Here is a 21,303-nt window from a genome sequence, read left to right as displayed (position 1 = left end):
GTCTGTAATTTTTTGATAACAAAAACATAATATGAGAATTAGATGGGTTTATTATATGGAAATGATAATTGATGGGGGTGGTAATTTCAATAACCTAAAAAAGAAAAGGGTAAAATCACATTAAATATATATTTAATTGTGAGTTTACCCTTAAAACTTTAGGGGGTTGGTCTAAATATTTATTATTATTTGATATTAACCCCTTAGGCTTTGTGTGTTAAATATTAGTCGCGTAAGATGCTTCTAGAAATAACTATCTTCTGAATTTCTGAAGTGCCTTCATAAATCTGCGTGATTTTAGCGTCTCTCATTAACCGTTCTACATGGTATTCTTTAACAAAACCATTACCTCCATGTATTTGTACAGCTTCTGTTGCAACTTCCATTGCAGTTTCTGCTGCATATAATTTAGCCATGGCTCCAGATAAATCGTAATTTTCCCCTGCATCTTTATCACAAGCAGCTTGGTAAACTAAATGTCTGGCAGCCTGTATTTTGGTGTGCATGTCTGCTAACTTAAAGGCAATTGCTTGGTGATTACAAATTTCTGTGCCAAACGCTTTGCGTACTTTAGAATACTGTAATGCAAGCTCATATGCACCAGCGGCAATACCTAGCGCTTGAGCCGCAATACCAATTCTACCTCCTGCTAACGTTTTCATGGCAAATTTAAATCCAAAACCATCTTCACCTATTCGGTTTTCTTTAGGAACTTTTACGTCAGTAAACATTAAAGAATGAGTGTCGCTCCCACGGATTCCTAATTTGTTTTCTTTAGGGCCAATTTCAAAACCTGGCGTGCCTTTTTCTACAATTAGTGCATTAATCCCTTTATGGCCTTTCTCTTTATCCGTTTGGGCAATTACTAAATACACCTCTGCAGTGCCACCATTAGTAATCCAGTTTTTAGTACCGTTTAATATATAATGGTCACCTTTATCTATTGCGGTTGTTTTTTGGGATGTTGCATCGCTACCAGCTTCTGGCTCAGATAAACAGAAAGCACCAATAATTTGTCCTGTAGCTAACCTGTGTAAGTATTTTTCCTTTTGCTCTTCTGTGCCATACGTTTCTAAACCCCAGCATACTAAGGAGTTATTTACAGAAACGATTACGGAAGAAGAAGCATCTACTTTGGAAAGTTCCTCCATCACCAATACATAAGATAAGGTATCTAATCCACTACCACTATATTTCTCGTTCACCATCATTCCAAGAAAACCCAATTCGCCCATTTGTTTAACTTGTTCTTCGGGGAATTTTTGGGCCTCATCTCTTTCAATAACGCCCGGTAAAAGTTCGTTTTGGGCAAAATCTCTTGCAGCCTGTTGAATCATCAACTGTTCTTCAGTAAGGGAAAAATTCATCTTAATTATGGAATTATTAATTTTTTCACACAAATATAAGATTTGAATGCCATATTTCTAATTAAATCTTTGTTTAATCATCAATGTTTCAATTTAAAAAATAACCTTGCCTTTTGGGAGATTCTTTGGGCAATCCTTATATTTAGCCCGTTTTATCGATCAGAGAATGTGAGATTTGGTCGGCAACAGTCACAATAAATATAACAGCTTTTAAACCAACAGATTAATGGAGACGATAGTAATAATTGTTTTTTTGGCGGGTTATTTGGCAATTACCCTTGAGCACAATCTTAAAATAGATAAACTTATCCCAGCTTTGGCCATGATGGCCTTACTTTGGGCCATTATTGCCTTAACCCACATGGATGTATTTGAGGTAAATGCCCAACTTAAAGAGTTGGAGCCTACCCATATAGAGGAAATTTTATTGCATCATTTAGGAAAAACGGCAGAAATTCTGGTATTCTTATTGGGAGCTATGACCATTGTAGAAATTATAGATTATTTTGATGGTTTTGCGACAATAAAAGGATATATAAAAACCAGAAGTAAACGCAAATTATTGTGGATATTCTCCATTTTAGCATTTATCCTTTCTGCTATTATTGATAACCTAACTGCAACCATTGTTTTAATAACCATTCTACAGAAGGTTATTAAGGACAGAGAAACGCGTTTGTGGTTTGCTGGTTTAATTATTATTAATGCAAATGCTGGTGGAGCTTGGTCTCCTATTGGAGACGTAACTACAACTATGCTTTGGATTGCAGACAAAGTGCATGCAGGTTCTTTAGTAACTCACGTTCTATTGCCTTCCATTGTTTGTATGGTTATACCAACCTTTATAGCTAGCAGATTTAAAGCTTTTAGTGGTGAAGTTGATGCAGAGGAAACTATAGAAGGTCCAAGTTCTAAATATGGATCAATTATGCTTTATTTAGGTTTGGGGGCAATTGTATTTGTACCTTTCTTTAAAACGATTACACACTTGCCACCTTATGTAGGTATGATGTTATCTCTGGCAATTGTAGCAACTTTCGCGGAAATTTATAGTAATGCTAAGTTTAGTATAACTTCTGCTACAGACGAGCATCACCATGAAGGTGCACATCATAGTCCAGTACATGCGGCACTCACAAAAATAGAATTGCCAAGTATTCTGTTCTTTCTAGGTATTTTATTAGCAGTTGCGGCATTAGAATCTTTGGGTATCTTATTTAGATATGCTGAAAGTATGAATGAAGCAATACCGCAGACAGATATTGTGGTAATGTTATTAGGTATTGGTTCTGCCGTTATAGATAATGTTCCTTTGGTTGCTGCTAGTATGGGCATGTTCTCAGAAGGACCGGACCATCCATTATGGCACTTTATCGCATACTCTGCGGGTACAGGTGGTAGTATGTTGATAATTGGTTCTGCAGCAGGTGTGGTAGCAATGGGTATGGAAAAGATAGATTTCTTCTGGTACTTAAAGAAGATCTCTTGGTTAGCTTTCATTGGATTTGTATCTGGAGGTCTGGTATTCATTGCATTGCGTGAATTTGTACTTTAATTATAATTTATTTGTGAAAAGCCCGTTATTATTGCAATAAAATTTGGGAATCACATTATGATTAATTTTCAAGATCAAGTAGCTGCGGATGGTGTTGCCGAAGCAGTATCAGAAGAAAAAACACTTTCTGTAATAGATTTAATAATAAATGGCGGGGCGGCCAGTACAATAATTGTTATTGTACTGTTTGTCCTTCTTTTTGTGGCCTTATACATCTATTTTGAACGCACATTTGCAATAAGCGCAGCTTCTAAAATAGATAAGAATTTCATGAACCAGATTCGGGATCATGTTATGAACGGAAAATTAGAGGCGGCAAAGCTACTTTGTGCGCAAACCGATTCTCCTGTGGCGCGCTTAACAGAAAAAGGTGTTTCTAGAATAGGAAAACCTTTAGATGATATCAATACAGCCATTGAAAATGCAGGAACCTTAGAGGTGTATAAATTAGAAAAGAACGTAAACATTTTAGCTACTGTTGCAGGTGCTGCGCCAATGATTGGTTTCTTAGGAACGGTAATTGGTATGATTTTAGCTTTTCATGAAATGGCAAGCAGTGGCGGACAAGCAGAAATGGGTTCTTTGGCCTCTGGTATATATACTGCGATGACGACTACCGTAGCTGGTTTAGTAGTCGGTATTATAGCTTACATTGGTTACAACCATTTAGTAAACCGTACAGATAAGGTGGTACACCAGATGGAAGCCCATGCTGTGGAATTTTTAGACTTATTGAACGAACCTTTATAAAATTAGCTGTATGAAGCTTAAGGGAAGAAACAAAGTAAGTCCAGAGTTTAGCATGTCTTCCATGACAGATATAGTTTTTCTGTTATTGGTATTTTTTATGCTAACTTCCAATGCGCCCAATGCATTAGATTTACTTTTGCCAAAGGCGAAAGGGAAATCCACGAACACGCAAAATGTTTCGGTTACTATAGATAAGAACCTCAATTATTTTGTGAACAATCAGCAAATTAATGGAGAATACATTGAAATTGAATTAAAAAAAGCACTTGAAGGTCAAGAAAAACCTACCATTATTCTAAGGGCAGAAGAAAGCGTAGCTATCAAAGAAGCCGTAAGCGTAATGGATATTGCAAATAGAAATAGTTATAAGGTTATATTGGCAGTGCGGCCTAATTAATGACTTTTTTAAACACGAGACACAAGAAAAAATCTTTTACCCTTACCACGGTGCTGCTTAGTATTCTGGTATTGGTTCTCTTTTATATTGGGTTAACTTATATGGACCCTCCAGAAGAACAGGGTATTGCGGTTAACTTTGGCACCATGGATTTTGGAGCAGGTAAACAACAGCCGCTAAAAAAGATAAAATCAGAACCATTAGACATTCCTAAGCCTACTAATCTACCAGAGCAAGTACAAGAAGAGCAACAAGAGGTAAAGGAGACTACACCGGCAGAAGAAGTTGTTAAAGAGGCGCCATCAGAAAAACTAATGACTGCAGATTCTGAAGAAAGCATCCGCATAAAACAACAAAACGAAGCTAGGCGAAAAGCTGAAGATGCTGCTCAAAAGGCAAAAGCAGAAGCAGAACGTAAAGCAAGAGCACAAGCTTTAGAAGAGGCTCGTAAAAAGGCAGAACAAGAAGCTAAAAAGAAAAAGTTAGATGCGTTAATGGGGGGTATTGGTAAATCTGACGGAACCGAAAGTGGTTCTGAAGGGGATGATGCTACACCTGGTGATAAGGGAAATCCACAAGGTAATCCTTATGCTACTTCTTACTACGGAGCTCCAGGTAGTGGTTCTGGAGGGTTTGGTCTCAATGGGCGATCATTAGTGAGCAAGGGTAAAGTTCAGCAAGAATGTAATGAAGAAGGAAGAGTAGTAGTGCGTATTGTTGTAGATAGGAATGGTAGAGTGGTCAAAGCTACACCAGGTGTAAAAGGAACAACAAATAATGCACAATGCTTGTTAGATCCCGCACAAAAAACAGCCATGCTGCATAAATGGAATTTAGATTCTAACGCTCCTTCTCAGCAGATAGGATTTGTTGTGGTCAATTTTAAACTCGGACAATAGGCGTGACATATAAGGAGACGATTGCATGGATGTTTCAGCAATTACCCATGTATCAACAAAAAGGGGCAACTGCCTTTAAAGGGAAGTTAGATAATATAAAAGCCTTTGCATCACATTTAAATCACCCAGAAAAAAAATTTAAAAGTATACATGTAGCTGGCACCAATGGTAAAGGTTCTAGTTCTCATATGTTAGCTTCAATTTTACAGGAAGAAGGTTATAAAGTAGGCTTATATACTTCGCCACATTTAAAAGATTTTAGAGAGCGAATTAAGATTGACGGTAAAAAAGTTAGCAAACAATTTGTAAAAGACTTTATAAGTGCAAACAAACCTTTTTTAGAGTATCATCAATTTTCTTTTTTTGAAATGACCGTAGGTATGGCTTTTCAATTTTTTGCAGAAGAACAGGTAGATGTGGCTATTGTGGAAGTAGGTTTAGGCGGTAGATTGGATTCTACAAACATTATTACCCCAGAAATAGCATTAATAACCAATATAGGGCTAGACCATACGGCTATACTAGGAGATACCCTAGAAAAAATAGCTATGGAAAAAGCTGGAATCATAAAAAGGGGAGTGCCTGTCGTGGTAAGTGAGCGGCATCCTAAGACTGAAATGGTTTTTAAATTAATTGCAAGTCAATTAAAATCGTCCTTAACCTTTGCGGATGAAAAAGATTATCCAACGTATGAAATGGATTTAAAAGGGCGCTATCAAGAAAAAAACGTTAAAGGGGTATTGGCTTGTTTAACAGAACAAAGCTCCTTTAGTGTAGCTGAAAAGAGCATAAAGAGGGGTTTAAAACAGGTAGTGAAAAATACCGGATTATTGGGCAGGTGGCAAATTCTACAGAAACAACCTTTAGTAGTTTGCGATACCGCTCACAACTTAGAAGGACTTTCTCTTGTTATGGCACAGGTGCAAAAGCAATCCTATAAAAAATTACATTTAGTTTTAGGTTTTGTTAATGATAAGGAAGTGGCTAAAATTTTACCACTTTTTCCAAAAGATGCTTCTTATTATTTTGTAAAACCCAATGTGCCTAGAGGTATGGATTTGGATGTGTTGAAAAATTATGCTGAGAATCAAGGTCTTAAGGGAGGCTATTTTGAAGACGTCTCTACTGGGTTAGCCGAAGCAAAACGTAATGCTAAAAAGAAAGATATGGTCTATGTGGGGGGGAGTACATTTGTAGTAGCAGAAATTTTATAAAAAAAATTAAATTTTTGTTTGGCTAATTGAAATTAGGTTCTATATTTGCACTCCGAAAATGACACGGGCGCGTAGCTCAGTTGGTTCAGAGCACCTGGTTTACACCCAGGGGGTCAGGGGTTCGAATCCCTTCGCGCCCACCAAGAAAAGCCTCCAATTAATTGGAGGCTTTTTTATTTTACATAGTTTTTTCAATAGGTGTATATTTAATTAAGAATTTTACCTTTTACTTCTTCGGCATAACTTCTACCAATGGTATAACGTATCCCTTCTATTTCTACACTATTGCCTTCAATAGCGCTAATTTTATCAATAGCTACAGTATAGGAGCGGTGTATGCGAATAAAATTGTCTCTAGGTAATTCTTCGGTAAAGCCTGTTAGGGTTTTGTGTACAATGTGTTTGTCTGTTCTGGTAATTATACGGATATAATCTTTGAGACTCTCTACAACCAAAATATCATTTAGATAAATTTTTTGTAGCTTTTTATTATCAACTTTAACAAAAATACTTTGGTTGTCTGTAATGCTACTATTTCCAGATTCGTGAGTTCTTGTTACTCTATTTACCGCTTTAAGAAATCGTGGAAAAGAAATAGGTTTTACTAAATAATCCATTGCCTCATACTCAAAGCTTTTGACGGCATACGCTTCGTATGCGGTAGTGATGACCACCATGGGCTTTTTTTTGAGCGATTCTAGAAAATTAAATCCATTCAGCACAGGCATATTAATATCCAAAAAAATGAGGTCTACCTTGTTTTCTTGTAGGTATGCATTGGCATTTAAAGGATTGGTAAAGGTATCTAAGATTTTAATTTGGGGAACTTGTGCTGCGTATTCTTTTAAAATTTCTATCGCTAAAGGTTCATCATCAATAAGGATTGTATTTATACACTTCATTGGTTATACTCGCAGTTTTAGTTTGATAATAAAGGTGTGTCCTTTATCTATAAGGTTCAGTTTATAGTCTTCCGGTTCATAACCTAGTTCTAGTCTTTTTTTAACATTAGAAAGGCCTATGCCACCAAAATTTTTGCTCGTTGTGTTTGGTTTTCTGTCTTGCGGACAGGAATTGGTAAGCTCAAAATAAAGAAAATCTTCCAGAACCGTAATATCAAGACCAATCTTGTTTTTGCCTAGATTTTTACTCACTCCGTGCTTTATGCTATTTTCTATCAAGGGCATCAAAAGCATTGGTGAAATTTCTTTGTCAGTCAAATCTCCAGAAATACTAATATTTACCTCTAGGTTTTCATCAAAGCGAATACGCTCCAAATCAATATAATTTTGTAAGCACTCAATTTCATTAGTTAAAGATTGTCGTCTTTTATCTGTAGCGTATAGTAAATAGCGCATCAATTCAGATAATTTTAATATAACAATGGGTGCTTTGTCAGATTTGGTTAAGGTTAGCGAGTATATGTTGTTTAGGGTATTAAAGAAAAAATGTGGTGAAACTTGTAAACGTAAAAACCGGAGTTCTGTAGATAATTGTCTTTTCTCCATTTCATACAACTTATTTCGTTCTCGCAACCAATCTATGGTAAGCTTTATAGCAGTTACAAAAGAAACTACATACAACTCGCCCAACATCATTTGTATGCCGTAATTAAAAGTTAAGTTTTGTATGGGTTCTGGTCCTTCTGGCCAAACATTAGTACTCACTAAGTAATACGTAAGATTGTATTTAGCTAGGAGCATTACAAAAAGGGCGCAGATAACTAAAATGGTATAGCTCAAATATTTTCTGGTATAAACAAACTTGGGCATTAACACATAGATATTTAAATAGGTTAAGGCCATATGTATAGGAAAACCAATAATATTTGTTTTTACAGAGTATTCATAATCATCAAAATAACTTCCCCAACGTAAGGTGTTGAATGCAAAGTAAATAAGCCAGAAAATTAAATGATGCTTTATCGTAATTTCGTAAGGGTCAAAAGAACTATTACCCGGTTCTTGCTCGTTTTTAAGTTCCTCAGAGGCTTTAGCAAGTAAGTTTACTGTATTTTTCATTGTTGTTGGTGAGCTTGTGACTGTTGTTGGTCTAAATTTTAGGATGGAACACTATTAAAATTAAGAATATTAGGCTTATGATTATTAGCAAAGCTGTGTGGAAGAAAATAAATATTTGGGGGTGTAGGGTGTCTGCAAAATACAACTTTCTTCTTTGCTTTATAGTTTTATATGGTTTTTTAAGCGGAGTGAATGCTCAGCAATATCCAATGCCTAAAACTTATGTAGCGCAAAAAATAGATAGCATTGTAGTAGATGGCAATATGGACGGTGCTTGGCAAAATATTCCTTGGACAGAAGATTTTATTGATATAGAAGGAACTAAAAAGCCAGACTATGAAACTAAAATAAAAATGGCATGGGACGATGCTTATTTTTATGTATTTGCAAAACTAGAAGAGCCTCATGTTTGGGGTAATTTACAACAAAGGGATACAGTTATTTTCTACAACAATGATTTTGAAATATTCATTGATCCAGATGGGGATACTCATAATTATTATGAATTGGAGATAAATGCGCTAAACACACAGTGGGATTTAGTCTTGACAAAACCCTATCGTAACCAAGGAAAAGTTCTAGATAGTTGGGATATTCAGGGATTGCAATCTGCCGTATTCATAGAAGGTACCTTAAATAGGGCTTCAGATATAGATAAAGGTTGGTCTCTGGAAATAGCTATTCCGTGGGGTGTTATATCGGAAGCAGCATCACATGGAGGTCCACCTAAAAACGAATTTTGGCGTATCAATTTCTCCCGTGTCAATTGGGATTTTCAATTGAAGAATGGAAAATACCAAAGAAAACAAGGTGATAATGAAGAATTTTTACCAGAATATAATTGGGTATGGTCTCCACAATGGGTTATTAATATGCATGAGCCGGAGCACTGGGGGTATGTCTATTTTACAGATGCACCTATTACCAACTATAGTGTAGACAAAGATGAACAACTAAAGTATGCCTTATATGCAGTGTATAGAAATTGGTTGGCGCAACCTAAGGGTAGAAAGGCAATAACCGTTGATGTTCTTGGTAAAGCGATAAAAGTGGACTATGAGCCCCATGCAACGGGTTGGAATCTTACTGCTGTAAGTCCCTTTTCAAATAAAAAAATAGTAATTAAAGAAGATGGAAAATACATCTGGTAACAAGAAACAGAAATTTAAATTTTATCAGTTAGGATTGGTGGGCTTGTTGGCATTATTAGCTGTTGGTTTTTTTGATAATCCCATGAAAGCTAAAACCAAGTTAGAAGCTAAAAACGTGACTATTATAGAAAATGAAGCAATTACGTTTAAATTTTGGACATGGTTTACGGCAGATGAAACTAAGGACGATGCGTATTACCGACAGGAATTTAAAAAATACAAGGAAAATGGTTTTCATGCTGTACTCATTAATACTGGTACAGATGCAGATTTGCTAAAGAAGGTAGCTCCTTTTGCAACAGAAGTAGGATTAGAGGTGCATGCTTGGATGTTTACCGTAAATAGACCTGGAGATAAAATAGCAGAAAAGCATCCAGAATGGTATGCCGTTAGTAGAGATGGCAAATCTTGCTATGACCAACCACCTTATGTGGGTTATTACAAATGGTTATGCCCAACTAGAGAAGAATCACGAGACCATATTTTGAGTTTAGTTAGCGGTTTGGCGGCCGTAGATGGTGTAGCAAGTGTGCATTTGGATTACATAAGATATTCTGATATCTTTTTGCCTATTGGATTATTGCCAAAATATAATTTAGAGCAAAACACAGAATTACCAAGGTTTGATTTTTGCTATTGCGATGTTTGTTTGGCAGCTTTTGAAGAAGAGCATCATAAAAACCCAAAAGATTTTGAGCATCCAGAGATAGACATCGAATGGAAAAATTTTAGACTTAATAAAGTGAAATCCATAGTAGATGAAGCATATGAAATTGCTCACGAAAATGGCAAGTTGCTTACTTCTGCAGTATTTCCCTATCCAGAAATGGCGGACCATATGGTACGTCAACGCTGGGATAAATGGAATGTTGATGTTGTATTACCAATGATTTATCATGGATTTTACAACGAGGAATTAGATTGGATTGGCTATGCTACAAAACAGGGTGTGGCAGACTTAAAAGGAAGGCAAACCGAATTGCATACCGGTTTGTATCTTCCAGATTTTGATGATAAAACCTTAGAAAAAGCTATTCTAATAGCGAAAAAAAACGGAGCTAAAGGGGTTTCTGTTTTTGATGGACCAGCATTAAAGGATAATCAGTTGCAGGTGATTAAGAAATTGAGCAAAAAATTTAATCCTTAAGAAAAACTAAAACTACCACAGTTATAATCATACCAACCAATGTTTTAGTGATAGTGATGTGTATCCTCGGCAAGCAATTGTCGGGGATAATTTTTTGATTATCAAATTCTTATTCTAAATCCTTTTAGGTGGAAAAGATTCGTAAATAAGTCTTAAAATTTATGTGAATTTTTTACTGCTGTTCGGCTTTTGGCAATTGTTGTTGGTCGAAAAACTTTCACTATCCCTTATTATATATCCAATTTCCAAGAAACAAAACTCAATTAATTAACTAAATCAATTAAATCAAACTCTATGAATGTCATGTTTAAGGCTGTGTTTGCGTTACTCACCCTATTGGTGGTGCAAGTTGGCGTTGCACAGAATGTAACAGTATCAGGTGTTGTAACAGACAGTGATACTGGTATTCCAGTTCCAGGAGTTAATGTAGTGCAGCAAGGCACTCCCAACGGAACTTCAGCAGATTTTGATGGAAACTATTCCATTACTGTGCCTAGCAATGCTGTCCTTGTTTTCTCTAGCTTAGGTTTTCAAGACCAAATGGTAAGTGTTAATGGTAGAACAACTATCAATGTATTGTTAGTCCCTTCTGCTGAAAATTTAGATGAAGTGGTAGTTACTGCATTAGGTATCAAGAAAGAAACTAAGGCACTCGGTTATTCCTTGACAGAGGTTAAAGGTGAAGAAGTGTCTAATATTAAGTTGCCCAATGCGATTAATGCCTTGCAAGGTAAGGTGGCCGGTGTAAACATATCTCAAAACGCAACTGGAGCAGCCGGTTCTAGTAGGGTTATTATCAGAGGTAACAGTACTATGACGGGTAACAACCAACCCCTGTATGTAGTAGATGGTATACCAATTTCAAATGAAAATAGTGGCTCCGCTAGTTTATGGGGAGGTAATGATGGTGGTGATGGTATTTCTAGTATAAATCCAGACGACATAGCGTCCGTAAGTGTGCTCAAAGGTGGTTCTGCAAGTGCTCTATATGGTTCTAGAGGTGGTAATGGTGTCATAATTATAACCACAAAGCAAGGAAAAAAGCAAGAGGGTATAGGTGTAGAATACAACGGTAGTGTGTTATTTAATACCTATGATAGTTCCATTCTAGATTTTCAAACAGAATATGGTCAAGGTATTTTGGGTAGAAAACCAGTAACGCAAACAGAAGCGTTTGATAATGCCACAAGCTCATGGGGAGAGCGTTTAGATGGTTCTTCTGTGGTGCAATGGGATGGTGTAGAGCGCCCTTATTCTTATGTAGGTAATAATGCTGAAACATTTTATAGAACTGGTGCAACATTTACCAACACAGTTTCTTTAACCACAGGTGGTGAAAAAATGAACATGCGTTTTTCTGCTTCGGATTTAAGCAATGATGATATTGTGCCTAATGCAGGGCTTAATAGAAAAACATTTTCTTTAAACGCTAATGCAATGATGGCAGAAAAGCTATCCATGCAAACTAATGTAAAGTATATTGTTCAAGATGTAACCAATAGGCCTCGTTTATCAGACGCGCCCGGTAATGCTAACTTTACAGTAGCCTTATTGCCAGCAAATGTAGATGTCTCTTTTATGGAGCCAGGCGCTAATGAGGATGGAACAGAGCGTCAATATTCTAGTAATGTTTTCTCTCAGAATCCCTACTGGGCTGCGTATAATTTTAGTAATCAAGATAAAACCAACAGAATTATAGCATCTACCAATTTAAGGTATGATATTATAGATTGGCTGTATTTATCTGGTAGAGTAGGTGTGGACCATTGGACAAGAAAATCTACCTCCATTGAGCCTTGGGGTACTGCATATATTCCTGGAGGAGCTATGACAGAAGAAGAAAGACGATACACCCAAATTGATGCAGATTTAATTCTTGGGAGCCAAGTGAATATAACAGACAAGCTTGGATTTAATGGGTTTGTAGGGGCAAACAGTAATAAGATTGAGTTCGAATCGCTTTCTCTAGGGGGAAGAGATTTTATCGTGCCAGGGTTAGAAGATATATCTAATCTAGCTACCCAAACACGCTCAAGAGGTTTTAATGAAAGGGAAATAGGTTCTCTTTATGGTTCCTTAGAATTTAGCTATGATTCCTTTTTATATCTTACCTATACAGGACGTAACGATTGGTTTTCAACACTTTCTTTAGTCGGGAAAGATTCTCCAAATAATGATTTCTATTCCTCTATTAATGGTAGTTTAATTTTGTCAGATTTGTTTCAAATGCCAGCACCAATCTCTTTCCTTAAACTAAGAGGTGGATATTCAGAAACAGCTGGTGGTGCACAAGATGCGTATCAATTAGCATTAACGTATGAAATTTTTGGTCAAGGACATCAAGGGCAACCATTGGGTAGAATTAACGGTAGTAGGGTTCCTAATATTGGTTTAGTACCGTGGAGTAAGCAAGAATATGAAATTGGTTTAGATGCAAGATTCTTTAATAATAGATTGTCTTTAGACTTAGCATACTACTCCAATAAAACTACAGATGATATTGTGAATGTTACGACTTCTGTTACCTCTATTTTTCTTCTGCAATAGCAAATATTGGTGAGTTAGAGAATAAAGGTTTTGAGTTTTTAATCAATGCAACACCATTTAGAACACAAGATTTTTCTTGGAATACAAGCATTAATGGAGCTTATAATAAAGGAACAATTGTAGCAACAAATCCAGAAGATGGTGAAATTGGTTTGGATGAGCCAAGAACACAAAATGTTAGAATATCTCACATACCTGGTGAGCGTTATGGAGTAATTAAAGGTGTGTCTTATGTGCGGGATGACCAAGGTAGAATTGTATACGATATTGACGAAGATGGTGTGCCTTTAGCTCAACTAGGAGAACGTAAAATTTTAGGAGAAGGCGTTCCGCCATGGTCTTTTGGTTTTAGTAATACTTTTAGGTATAAAGATTTTAGTTTGTATACCTTGATAGATGCTAAGTTTGGGGGTCAAATATTCTCAGGTACAAATACTTTTGCTTACGGTAGCGGCTTGCACAAGGCAACACTAGAAGGTAGAGAAAATGGACTAAGTGTATCTGGAGTAGATGGGGAAGGTAACGCCTTTACAACTACTGTAGCTCCAGAAAACTTACAAACCTACTATGGTCGGGTTAATGATATTGCAGAAGAATTTGTAGAAGATGCAGATTTTATAAAATTTAGACAATTAAGTCTTAATTACACTTTTCCTGATAAAATTTTGGAAAAGACATTTTTAAATACGGCCAATATCGGTATCATCATGCAAAACTTGTTTTATATAAAACGTTCTGTAGATAATATTGATCCAGAAGCAGCTTACAATGCTGGTAACTCGCAAGGATTAGAATATTTTGGTGTGCCACCAACTAGAAGCTACGGTCTATCCTTAAACGTAAAATTCTAAACTGCTATGAAAAAAATACTTTATATACTTATAGTAATGTTCTCCATATCTTCTTGTGATGAAGGTTTTGAGGATGTCAATGTTGATCCTACCAAGGCAAGTCAGATAGCTATTTCTAATAAATTGACAACAGCACAGTTGCAGGTGTCTAGTGAACGTTATGATAATTGGCGTGCCAATTTAATTTATTGCTCTACTATGATGCAACACTTTGCTACAACAGCAGGGTATTGGAGTGGAGATAAATATACTTGGAACAGAGGTTATGCCTCTTCTTTAATGGATCGTTATTACGAGAATCCTGTTAAAACATTAGAAGATATGTTGGTGCAGGCAGAAGCAGAATCGCAACCAGAAGAAGTTGTAGCTATTATTAAGGTGCTAAGAGTTTTTACATTTCATAGATTAACAGATTTGTACGGTAACATACCTTATTTTGAGGCAGGGAAAGCGGTAATAGAGGGCAACCTAACCCCAGTATATGATTCGCAGAGCGAGATATATGCAGATATGTTAAGTGAATTAGAGAGTGCTGCGGCAGTATTAGGTTCAGGAACTTCTTCATTTGGAGATGCAGATATTATGTACCAAGGAGATTTGGCAAAATGGAAGCGTTTTGCAAATTCTATGATGCTTCGTTTAGGATTTAGATTGATAAAAGTAAATCCAACAGCGGCTCAAGAATGGGTGACCAAAGCCATAAACGGAGGAGTGATGGAGTCAAATGCAGACATTGCATATATTCAACACACAGCAGGGCCAGAAGGTATCAATAGAAATGGTAATGGAGAAGTTTTTACAGCCGATGGAAACCCAAGAATGAGTGAGACGTTTATCAACTTTTTAGAAGATGATCCAAGATTGCCCATTCTGGCTGCTAGAAGGTCTGATGGTAGTACAGAAATTTCCGATTTAAAAGGACTGCCCAATGGATTGGATTCTAGCTTGCTTTTAGATTTAACAGGCGAAGAGAATACAGATGCTTATGCAGAACCAAATAGGGCTATAATTACTGGAGAGGGAGCTCCAATGTTTTTTCAGACTTACGCAGAGGTGGCCTTTTTACTTGCAGAAGCTGCAGAACGTTGGGGTTTAGCAGGTGGTGATCCAGAACCACACTATAATGCAGGTGTAAGAGCAGCCATGAAAATGTTAGCGATTTATAGTGCAGATGCTGTAATAGAAGATGCGGCTATAGATGACTATCTAGCATTAAAACCTTTTGATCCGGCTAACGCTTTGGAGCAAATTAATACACAGTATTGGGCAGCAACTTTTTTAAATGAATATGAGTCTTTTGCAAATTGGAGACGTACTGGTTTTCCGGTATTAACTCCAGTTAGTTATCCAGGTAATGTTACGGGTGGCACTATCCCAAGAAGGCTTACCTATTCAGAAAGTGAACAAGCAAATAATCCTACCAATTATCAGGCAGCTGTAGACGCGCAGGGGCCAGACCAATTGACTACGCGCGTTTGGTGGGATGTGCAATAGAAATAGGTGCTCATAATGCTTAATTCTAGTATGGGTTAGTTTAGTTTATTTTAAGAAGATAAAGGAGGGGAAACTCTCCTTTATCTAACTTAAGACTTTTATTCTTTTACAAATGTTTCGGTTTCATTCAATACTAACTGTTCTTATGGTGCTTTGTTTTTTTTCTTGTAAAGAGAATAAAACAGATGCGCCGCTTAAATTATTTACACTATTGCCGCCTGTAGATACAGGTATCAATTTTATGAATGAACTAAAAGAGACGAATAAACATAATATTCTTAAATATGCTAACTTTTATGGTGGTGCAGGCGTAGGCTTAGGAGATTTTAATAATGATGGTTTGTTAGATGTCTTTTTTGCAGGCAATATGGTGCCAGATAAATTGTATTTAAACCAAGGCAATTTAAAATTTACAGATGCATCTAAGGAAGCCAATATTTTACAAGACTTAGGATGGTCTACAGGCGTAACTGTAGCAGACGTAAATGCAGACGGATACCTAGATATATATGTAAGTAGGGAGTTATATGATGATGATACAAAAGCAAGAACCAATTTGCTATATATAAATAATGGCGATGCAACATTTAAAGAACAAGCCAAGAAGTGGGGTGTTGCCAACAATCAAAGAACACGGCATGCTACCTTTCTAGATTATAACAAAGATGGTGCGTTAGATTTATTTTTACTTACCCAGCCTCCCAATCCGGGGAGTCTATCTTCCTATTCGGGGAGTTCACTTTTAACAGAAGAACATCAACTTAAACTCTATAAAAATACCGGAGATGGTTTTGTAGATGTAACCCAAAAAACAGGTTTAGCCTTTACCGGTTTTCCTAATGCGGTATCTGCAAGTGATATTAATAATGATGGCTACACAGATATTTTTGTGGCCAATGATTTTGAAGCGCCGGACTTTGTATTTCTTAACAATCAAGACGGTACTTTTTCCAGTGTCGGCAATAAAGTGTTACCCCAGATGTCTTTTTATAGCATGGGAGTAGACGTTGCAGATATGGATAACGATAAAAATTTAGATGTTTTTGTGCTAGATATGGTAGCCGAAGACAATTTTAGACAAAAGTCTAATATGAGTGGTATGGATATCACTAGCTTTTGGAATGTGGTGGATAATGGCGGTCATTACCAATATATGTATAACGCGCTTCATAAAAATAACGGTAATGGTACTTTTAGTAACGTGGCTAATTTTTCTAGCATGCAAGCTACGGATTGGAGCTGGAGCAATCTTATTGCGGATTTTGATAATGATGGCTTAAAAGATGTATACATCACCAATGGACTTTTGCGAGATATCCGTAACACAGACGCAGATAAAAAAGTGTCAGAATATATTAATCAACAGCGTTTTAAATGGCTGCAAAAACACCCAGAGGGTGGTAATCTGGAAGATATCTTTCAAATTATACATTTAGACACTATTCTAAACATGATTCCCTCTCAGCCTTTAAAGAATTATGCGTTTAAAAATAAGGGCGATTTTAGTTTTGACAAGGTTGCTGCGGATTGGGGTTTAGACCACAAGTCGTTCTCTAATGGTGCCGCTTACGGAGATTTAGATAATGATGGTGATTTAGACATGGTAGTAAATAATATAAATGCTACAGCATTTGTGTACCGTAACAATTCATCTGAACAAAATAAGGCAAATTATTTACGTGTTATAGTTCAGGATGATACGCACAAAACTACTTTGGGCAGCCGTGTGTATGCACATTCTGGAGGAGCTACACAGTTAATAGAACTTACGAATGTAAGAGGCATTTATTCTACAAGTGAGCAAACCGCTCATTTTGGGATAGGAACAATGAGCAAAATAGATAGTGTAGAAGTGTTTTTTCCAGACGGTAAACGATTGGTTCAAAAAGAGGTTCTAGCCAATACGGTTTGGGTGGCAAATGCTAGTTTGGCCACCACATATCAGCCTAAAAAAAAGTACCCTAAACGTTTGTTTAAAGAGGAGGTGCAGCACGTAATTAAGCATACAGAAAATACGTTTGATGATTTTCAAAAGCAGCTATTGCTGCCTCATAAAATGTCTCAATTTGGGCCGGCAATGGCGGTTGCAGATATAAATAATGATGGGTTAGACGATATTTTTTTAGGAGGTGCAAGTGGATTGGAACCACAATTATTACTACAAGAAACAGATGGTAGTTTAAGACCTACACAAATCTCATTTTGGAATAAAGAAGCTCCTTATGAAGATGTAGATGCAGTATTTATAGATGTGAACAACGATGGTTTTCTAGATTTATACGTGGCAAGTGGTGGTAATGCATATCCTGAAAACGATTTTCACTATACAGACCGCCTGTATATGAATATTGAAGGGAAGTTCAAAAAAGGGGCATTGCTAGGGGTTACCAGAGAGAGTGGCGGTAAAATTGCAGTCGCAGATTATGATAATGATGGGGATGTAGATGTTTTTGTAACAGGTAGGCATACGCCTTATGCATATCCAACGGCGGCAAGCAGTACCTTGTATGTAAATATAGAGGGGCAGCTACAGAACAAGACGCTAACTTTAGCTCCAGATTTAGAAAATTTAGGAATGGCTACAGCTGCTCAATGGGCAGATGTGGATGGTGATGAAGATTTAGATTTGATGGTGGTTGGGGAATGGATGCCAATAACCGTATTTGTGAATACAAAAGGTCAGTTAAAAAAGATTTCTCCACCAGGGCTTTCTGCAAGCAGAGGTTGGTGGTTTGGATTGACCTCTGGGGATTTTGATGGGGACGGAGACCCAGATTTTATTGCAGGAAATTTAGGACTTAATTATAAATACAAAACAAGTAAAGATGCCCCTTTTGATGTCTATTATGATGATTTTGATGGCAATGGCAAAAAGGATATTGTCTTAGGGTACCATAATGGCAATACACATTTTCCACTACGCGGATTTTCATGTTCTTCCCAACAAATACCTTCTCTTAAAAAGGAAATAAAAAAGTACGACATATTTGCGGCCATGGACATAGAACAAATATATGGAGCGGCTAATCTTAACAATGCCTTGCATTTACAGGCAGATACATTTGCATCAGTTTACATAGAAAATTTAGGGAATGGAGACTTTAAAATGCATCCCCTACCTAACAAGGCGCAACTAACCAATTGGAACAATTTATTAGTGAGAGACTTTAATGCTGATGGAAATTTAGATGTTCTTGGTGTTGGGAATTTATGGGTTGCTGAAATCGAAACACCCAAAAACGACGCAGGAATTGGTATCTTGTTGCTTGGTGATGGCAAAGGAAATTTCACTGCTCAAGAATATCAAGAAAGTGGTTTTTATGCAGCCAAGGATGCCAAGCAAATCACATTAATGCAAAAAGGGTACAAGTCTACAATTGTAGTAGCTAATAATAATGATGCACTACAGTTTTTTACATGGATAAATACAAACTAACAACAGAAAATAAAATAGAATGCAAATAATTGAAAAATCAACCTTTTACGATGCTATTATTGTTGGCTCCGGTGCAGGTGGTGGTATGGCGACCAAAGTGTTGGCAGATGCCGGGCTCAAAGTGGCCGTAGTAGAAGCAGGACCATTTTTTGACCCAGCAGACCCAAAACAACAGACACAATTAAAATGGCCATATGAGAGTCCTCGTAGAGGTGCAGGCACTACAAGACCTTTTGGTGATTTTGATGCTGCTTACGGAGGTTGGGAAATTGAAGGTGAACCATACACTCGTGCAGAAGGTACTAAGTTCGATTGGTTTAGGAGTCATATGTTAGGAGGGAGAACTAATCACTGGGGTAGAATATCACTTAGGTTTGGACCAGACGATTTTAAACACAAAGATATAGATGGGTATGGAGATAATTGGCCTATAAGTTATGATGATGTTAAGCCTTACTATGACCGTGTAGATAAATTAATTGGAGTTTTTGGAACTAATGAAGGTTTAAGAAATGATCCAGACGGTTTCTTTCTTCCGCCACCTAAACCAAGATTACACGAGTTGTTTTATATAAACGGAGCAAAGAAAACTGGTATTCCGGTGTATCCTTCCAGAATGTCAATGCTTACAAAGCGAATTAACAATGAACGAGGCGTTTGCTTTTATTGTGGACAGTGTGGTAGAGCGTGCCAAGTATATGCGGATTTCTCTGCGGGTACTTGTTTAATTTTTCCAGCACAAAAGAGTAGAGGACAAGTAGACCTATTTGTAAATTCTGTGGTTAGAGAGGTGACCACAAATGAAGAAGGTAGGGCTACAGGCGTTTCTTACATAAGTAAAGATGATAGAAAAGAATACAAATTAAAAGGTAGAGTCGTTATTTTGGCAGCCTCAGCGTGTAGTTCTGCGCGTATATTATTAAACTCAAAAAGCAAACAACATCCCAATGGATTAGGGAACAGCAGTGACCATATTGGTAAGTATTTGCACGATTCTACAGGGGCAGATAGAGCAGCTTTTATTCCAGATTTAATGAACAGGAAAATATCTTATAATGAAGATGGTGTGGGCGGTATGCACGTATACTCACCTTGGTGGGGCGATAATTCTAAATTAGATTTCCCTAGAGGTTACCATATAGAAATATGGGGCGGTATGGGTATGCCCGGTTATGGCTTTGGATTTAATGTTAATGAGTTCAATAAGTTCTTTGGAACTAAGGTTGGTGGTTATGGCGATATTTTACGTAGTGATGCTAAAAAATATTATGGAGCAGTAGTCGGTTTAAGTGGTAGAGGTGAGTCTATTGCTAGAAAAGAAAATTATTGTGAAATAGACCCTAATGTAGTAGATGAATGGGGTATTCCAGTATTGCGTTTTAACTATAAATGGTCAGATTTAGAACGAAATCAGGCGAAACATATGCAAGATACTTTTGAAGAAATCTTGATAAATATGGGTGGAGAACCTCTAGGGGATAAACCGGGTAAAGATGTAGATTATGGTTTGCATGCTCCAGGTAGAATAATTCACGAGGTAGGTACTACAAGAATGGGAGATAACCCTAAAACATCGGTAACCAATAAATACCAACAATTGCACGATGTTGATAATGTATTTGTAGTAGATGCTGGCCCCTTTGTATCACAGGCAGATAAAAATTGTACATGGACAATTCTAGCGTTATCGTGGAGAGCATCAGATTATATAGTGGACCAACTTAAAAAACAGAATTTGTAGTCATGGATAGAAGAGATAGTTTACGGTCAATAGTTTTAGGCTCAGTAGCAACAGGTTTAGCTTTACATGGCTGCACGCCCACAGCAGAAGAGACAGCACAGGTAACCAAAAGCGCTGAGGTTTTTTATGGTAGAACGCCTAAAGAGAAGGAGCGTGATGAAGAAATCATGGCAGAAGAATTTTTTAATGCACATGAAATGGAAACCATAACAGTTTTATGCGATTTAATATTACCTTCTAGTGATACCTACAAGGGAGCTTCTGATGCTGCTGTTGCAGACTTTATAGAGTTTATCGCTAAGGATATGCCCAACATGCAGAGAGATTTACGCGGTGGTTTAATGTGGTTAGACCATACCAGTAATACGGCCTATGAAAATGAGTTTAAGAAATTGACAGAAGAGCAACAAAAATCAATTTTAGACGAAATTGCTTTCTACGACCCAGATACTCCATCTAGAGAACGCCCTTTTGGGGTTAATTTTTTCTCGTTGATCAGAAACCTAACTATGACAGGTTTTTATACCTCTAAAATTGGGATAGAAGAACTGGGTTATAAAGGCAATTCACCAAATGTATGGAACGGTGTGCCAGAAGATGTTTTAGCACAACATGGAGTTTCTTATGATCCGGAATGGATTGCTAAATGCGTAGACCAAAGTAAGCGTAATGACGTGGCAGAATGGGATGAAAACGGAAATTTAATCACTTAGTATAATTTGTTTAGTAAAAG

The 21,303-nt window shown here is 37.0% G+C and carries 16 protein-coding genes and 1 tRNA gene; 14 read left to right on the top strand and 3 right to left on the bottom strand.

Annotated elements, in window-relative coordinates:
- Positions 1-224: 224 nt before the first annotated feature.
- A complete protein-coding gene (locus FBT53_RS13435) occupies positions 225-1,367 on the bottom strand; it encodes an acyl-CoA dehydrogenase (RefSeq protein WP_136951702.1) in 1,143 nt (380 codons plus the stop codon).
- 226 nt (positions 1,368-1,593) lie between these two features.
- Between FBT53_RS13435 and nhaD the strand changes: the two genes are divergently transcribed.
- The 6 genes from nhaD to FBT53_RS13405 all read left to right on the top strand — a co-directional run bounded on the left by nhaD (position 1,594) and on the right by FBT53_RS13405 (position 6,325).
- Positions 1,594-2,922 (top strand): sodium:proton antiporter NhaD, encoded by a 1,329-nt coding sequence (nhaD, locus tag FBT53_RS13430; protein WP_136951701.1) that lies wholly within the window; start codon positions 1,594-1,596, stop codon positions 2,920-2,922.
- 57 nt (positions 2,923-2,979) lie between these two features.
- Positions 2,980-3,672 carry a MotA/TolQ/ExbB proton channel family protein gene (locus FBT53_RS13425; RefSeq protein WP_136951700.1) on the top strand — a complete coding sequence of 231 codons (693 nt, stop codon included), beginning with the start codon at positions 2,980-2,982 and terminating at the stop codon, positions 3,670-3,672.
- A gap of 10 nt (positions 3,673-3,682) precedes the next feature.
- Positions 3,683-4,069, top strand: a complete 387-nt coding sequence (locus tag FBT53_RS13420; RefSeq protein ID WP_136951699.1) for a biopolymer transporter ExbD — start codon at positions 3,683-3,685, stop codon at positions 4,067-4,069.
- Positions 4,069-4,968, top strand: a complete 900-nt coding sequence (locus FBT53_RS13415) for an energy transducer TonB (protein ID WP_136951698.1) — start codon at positions 4,069-4,071, stop codon at positions 4,966-4,968. Before FBT53_RS13420 ends, FBT53_RS13415 begins: the two co-directional genes overlap by 1 nt.
- 2 nt (positions 4,969-4,970) lie before the next feature.
- Positions 4,971-6,182: a folylpolyglutamate synthase/dihydrofolate synthase family protein gene (locus FBT53_RS13410; RefSeq protein ID WP_136951697.1), complete on the top strand. Its 1,212-nt coding sequence runs from the start codon at positions 4,971-4,973 to the stop codon at positions 6,180-6,182.
- 65 nt (positions 6,183-6,247) lie between these two features.
- Positions 6,248-6,325: transfer RNA gene (locus FBT53_RS13405), tRNA-Val, on the top strand.
- A gap of 63 nt (positions 6,326-6,388) precedes the next feature.
- Here the strand turns inward: FBT53_RS13405 and FBT53_RS13400 are convergent.
- Together FBT53_RS13400 and FBT53_RS13395 are read right to left on the bottom strand one after the other, a co-directional pair.
- The gene (locus tag FBT53_RS13400) at positions 6,389-7,084 is read right to left on the bottom strand and encodes a LytTR family DNA-binding domain-containing protein (RefSeq protein WP_136951696.1); all 696 of its coding nucleotides are present in this window, start codon (positions 7,082-7,084) and stop codon (positions 6,389-6,391) included.
- 3 nt (positions 7,085-7,087) lie between these two features.
- A complete protein-coding gene (locus FBT53_RS13395; protein WP_136951695.1) occupies positions 7,088-8,203 on the bottom strand; it encodes a sensor histidine kinase in 1,116 nt (371 codons plus the stop codon).
- Between the two features lie 77 nt (positions 8,204-8,280).
- Between FBT53_RS13395 and FBT53_RS13390 the strand changes: the two genes are divergently transcribed.
- From FBT53_RS13390 to FBT53_RS13360, 8 genes are all read left to right on the top strand, one after another.
- The gene (locus tag FBT53_RS13390; RefSeq protein WP_136951694.1) at positions 8,281-9,354 is read left to right on the top strand and encodes a carbohydrate-binding family 9-like protein; all 1,074 of its coding nucleotides are present in this window, start codon (positions 8,281-8,283) and stop codon (positions 9,352-9,354) included.
- Positions 9,335-10,501 (top strand): family 10 glycosylhydrolase, encoded by a 1,167-nt coding sequence (locus FBT53_RS13385; protein ID WP_240729836.1) that lies wholly within the window; start codon positions 9,335-9,337, stop codon positions 10,499-10,501. The genes FBT53_RS13390 and FBT53_RS13385 overlap by 20 nt, the downstream gene beginning before the upstream one ends.
- A gap of 294 nt (positions 10,502-10,795) precedes the next feature.
- Complete coding sequence (locus FBT53_RS13380; RefSeq protein ID WP_240729835.1) at positions 10,796-13,048, top strand: SusC/RagA family TonB-linked outer membrane protein; 2,253 nt, start codon at positions 10,796-10,798, stop codon at positions 13,046-13,048.
- 152 nt (positions 13,049-13,200) lie between these two features.
- Positions 13,201-13,899, top strand: a complete 699-nt coding sequence (locus FBT53_RS16325) for a hypothetical protein (RefSeq protein ID WP_240729834.1) — start codon at positions 13,201-13,203, stop codon at positions 13,897-13,899.
- Between the two features lie 6 nt (positions 13,900-13,905).
- Positions 13,906-15,393, top strand: coding sequence for a SusD/RagB family nutrient-binding outer membrane lipoprotein (locus FBT53_RS13375; protein WP_136951693.1), 1,488 nt, complete (start codon positions 13,906-13,908; stop codon positions 15,391-15,393).
- Positions 15,394-15,538: 145 nt separating this feature from the next.
- Positions 15,539-18,829: a VCBS repeat-containing protein gene (locus FBT53_RS13370; RefSeq protein ID WP_169630369.1), complete on the top strand. Its 3,291-nt coding sequence runs from the start codon at positions 15,539-15,541 to the stop codon at positions 18,827-18,829.
- 19 nt (positions 18,830-18,848) lie between these two features.
- The gene (locus tag FBT53_RS13365) at positions 18,849-20,570 is read left to right on the top strand and encodes a GMC family oxidoreductase (RefSeq protein WP_136951691.1); all 1,722 of its coding nucleotides are present in this window, start codon (positions 18,849-18,851) and stop codon (positions 20,568-20,570) included.
- A gap of 2 nt (positions 20,571-20,572) precedes the next feature.
- Positions 20,573-21,283, top strand: a complete 711-nt coding sequence (locus tag FBT53_RS13360) for a gluconate 2-dehydrogenase subunit 3 family protein (RefSeq protein WP_136951690.1) — start codon at positions 20,573-20,575, stop codon at positions 21,281-21,283.
- Positions 21,284-21,303: the final 20 nt, after the last annotated feature.

Origin of the sequence: Flavobacterium sp. ASW18X (assembly GCF_005144745.1) — a bacterium.
Taxonomy (GTDB): Bacteria; Bacteroidota; Bacteroidia; order Flavobacteriales; family Flavobacteriaceae; genus Croceivirga.
The sequence above is the reverse complement of the archived record's forward strand: the minus strand, read 5'-3'. Positions and strand labels throughout refer to the sequence as shown.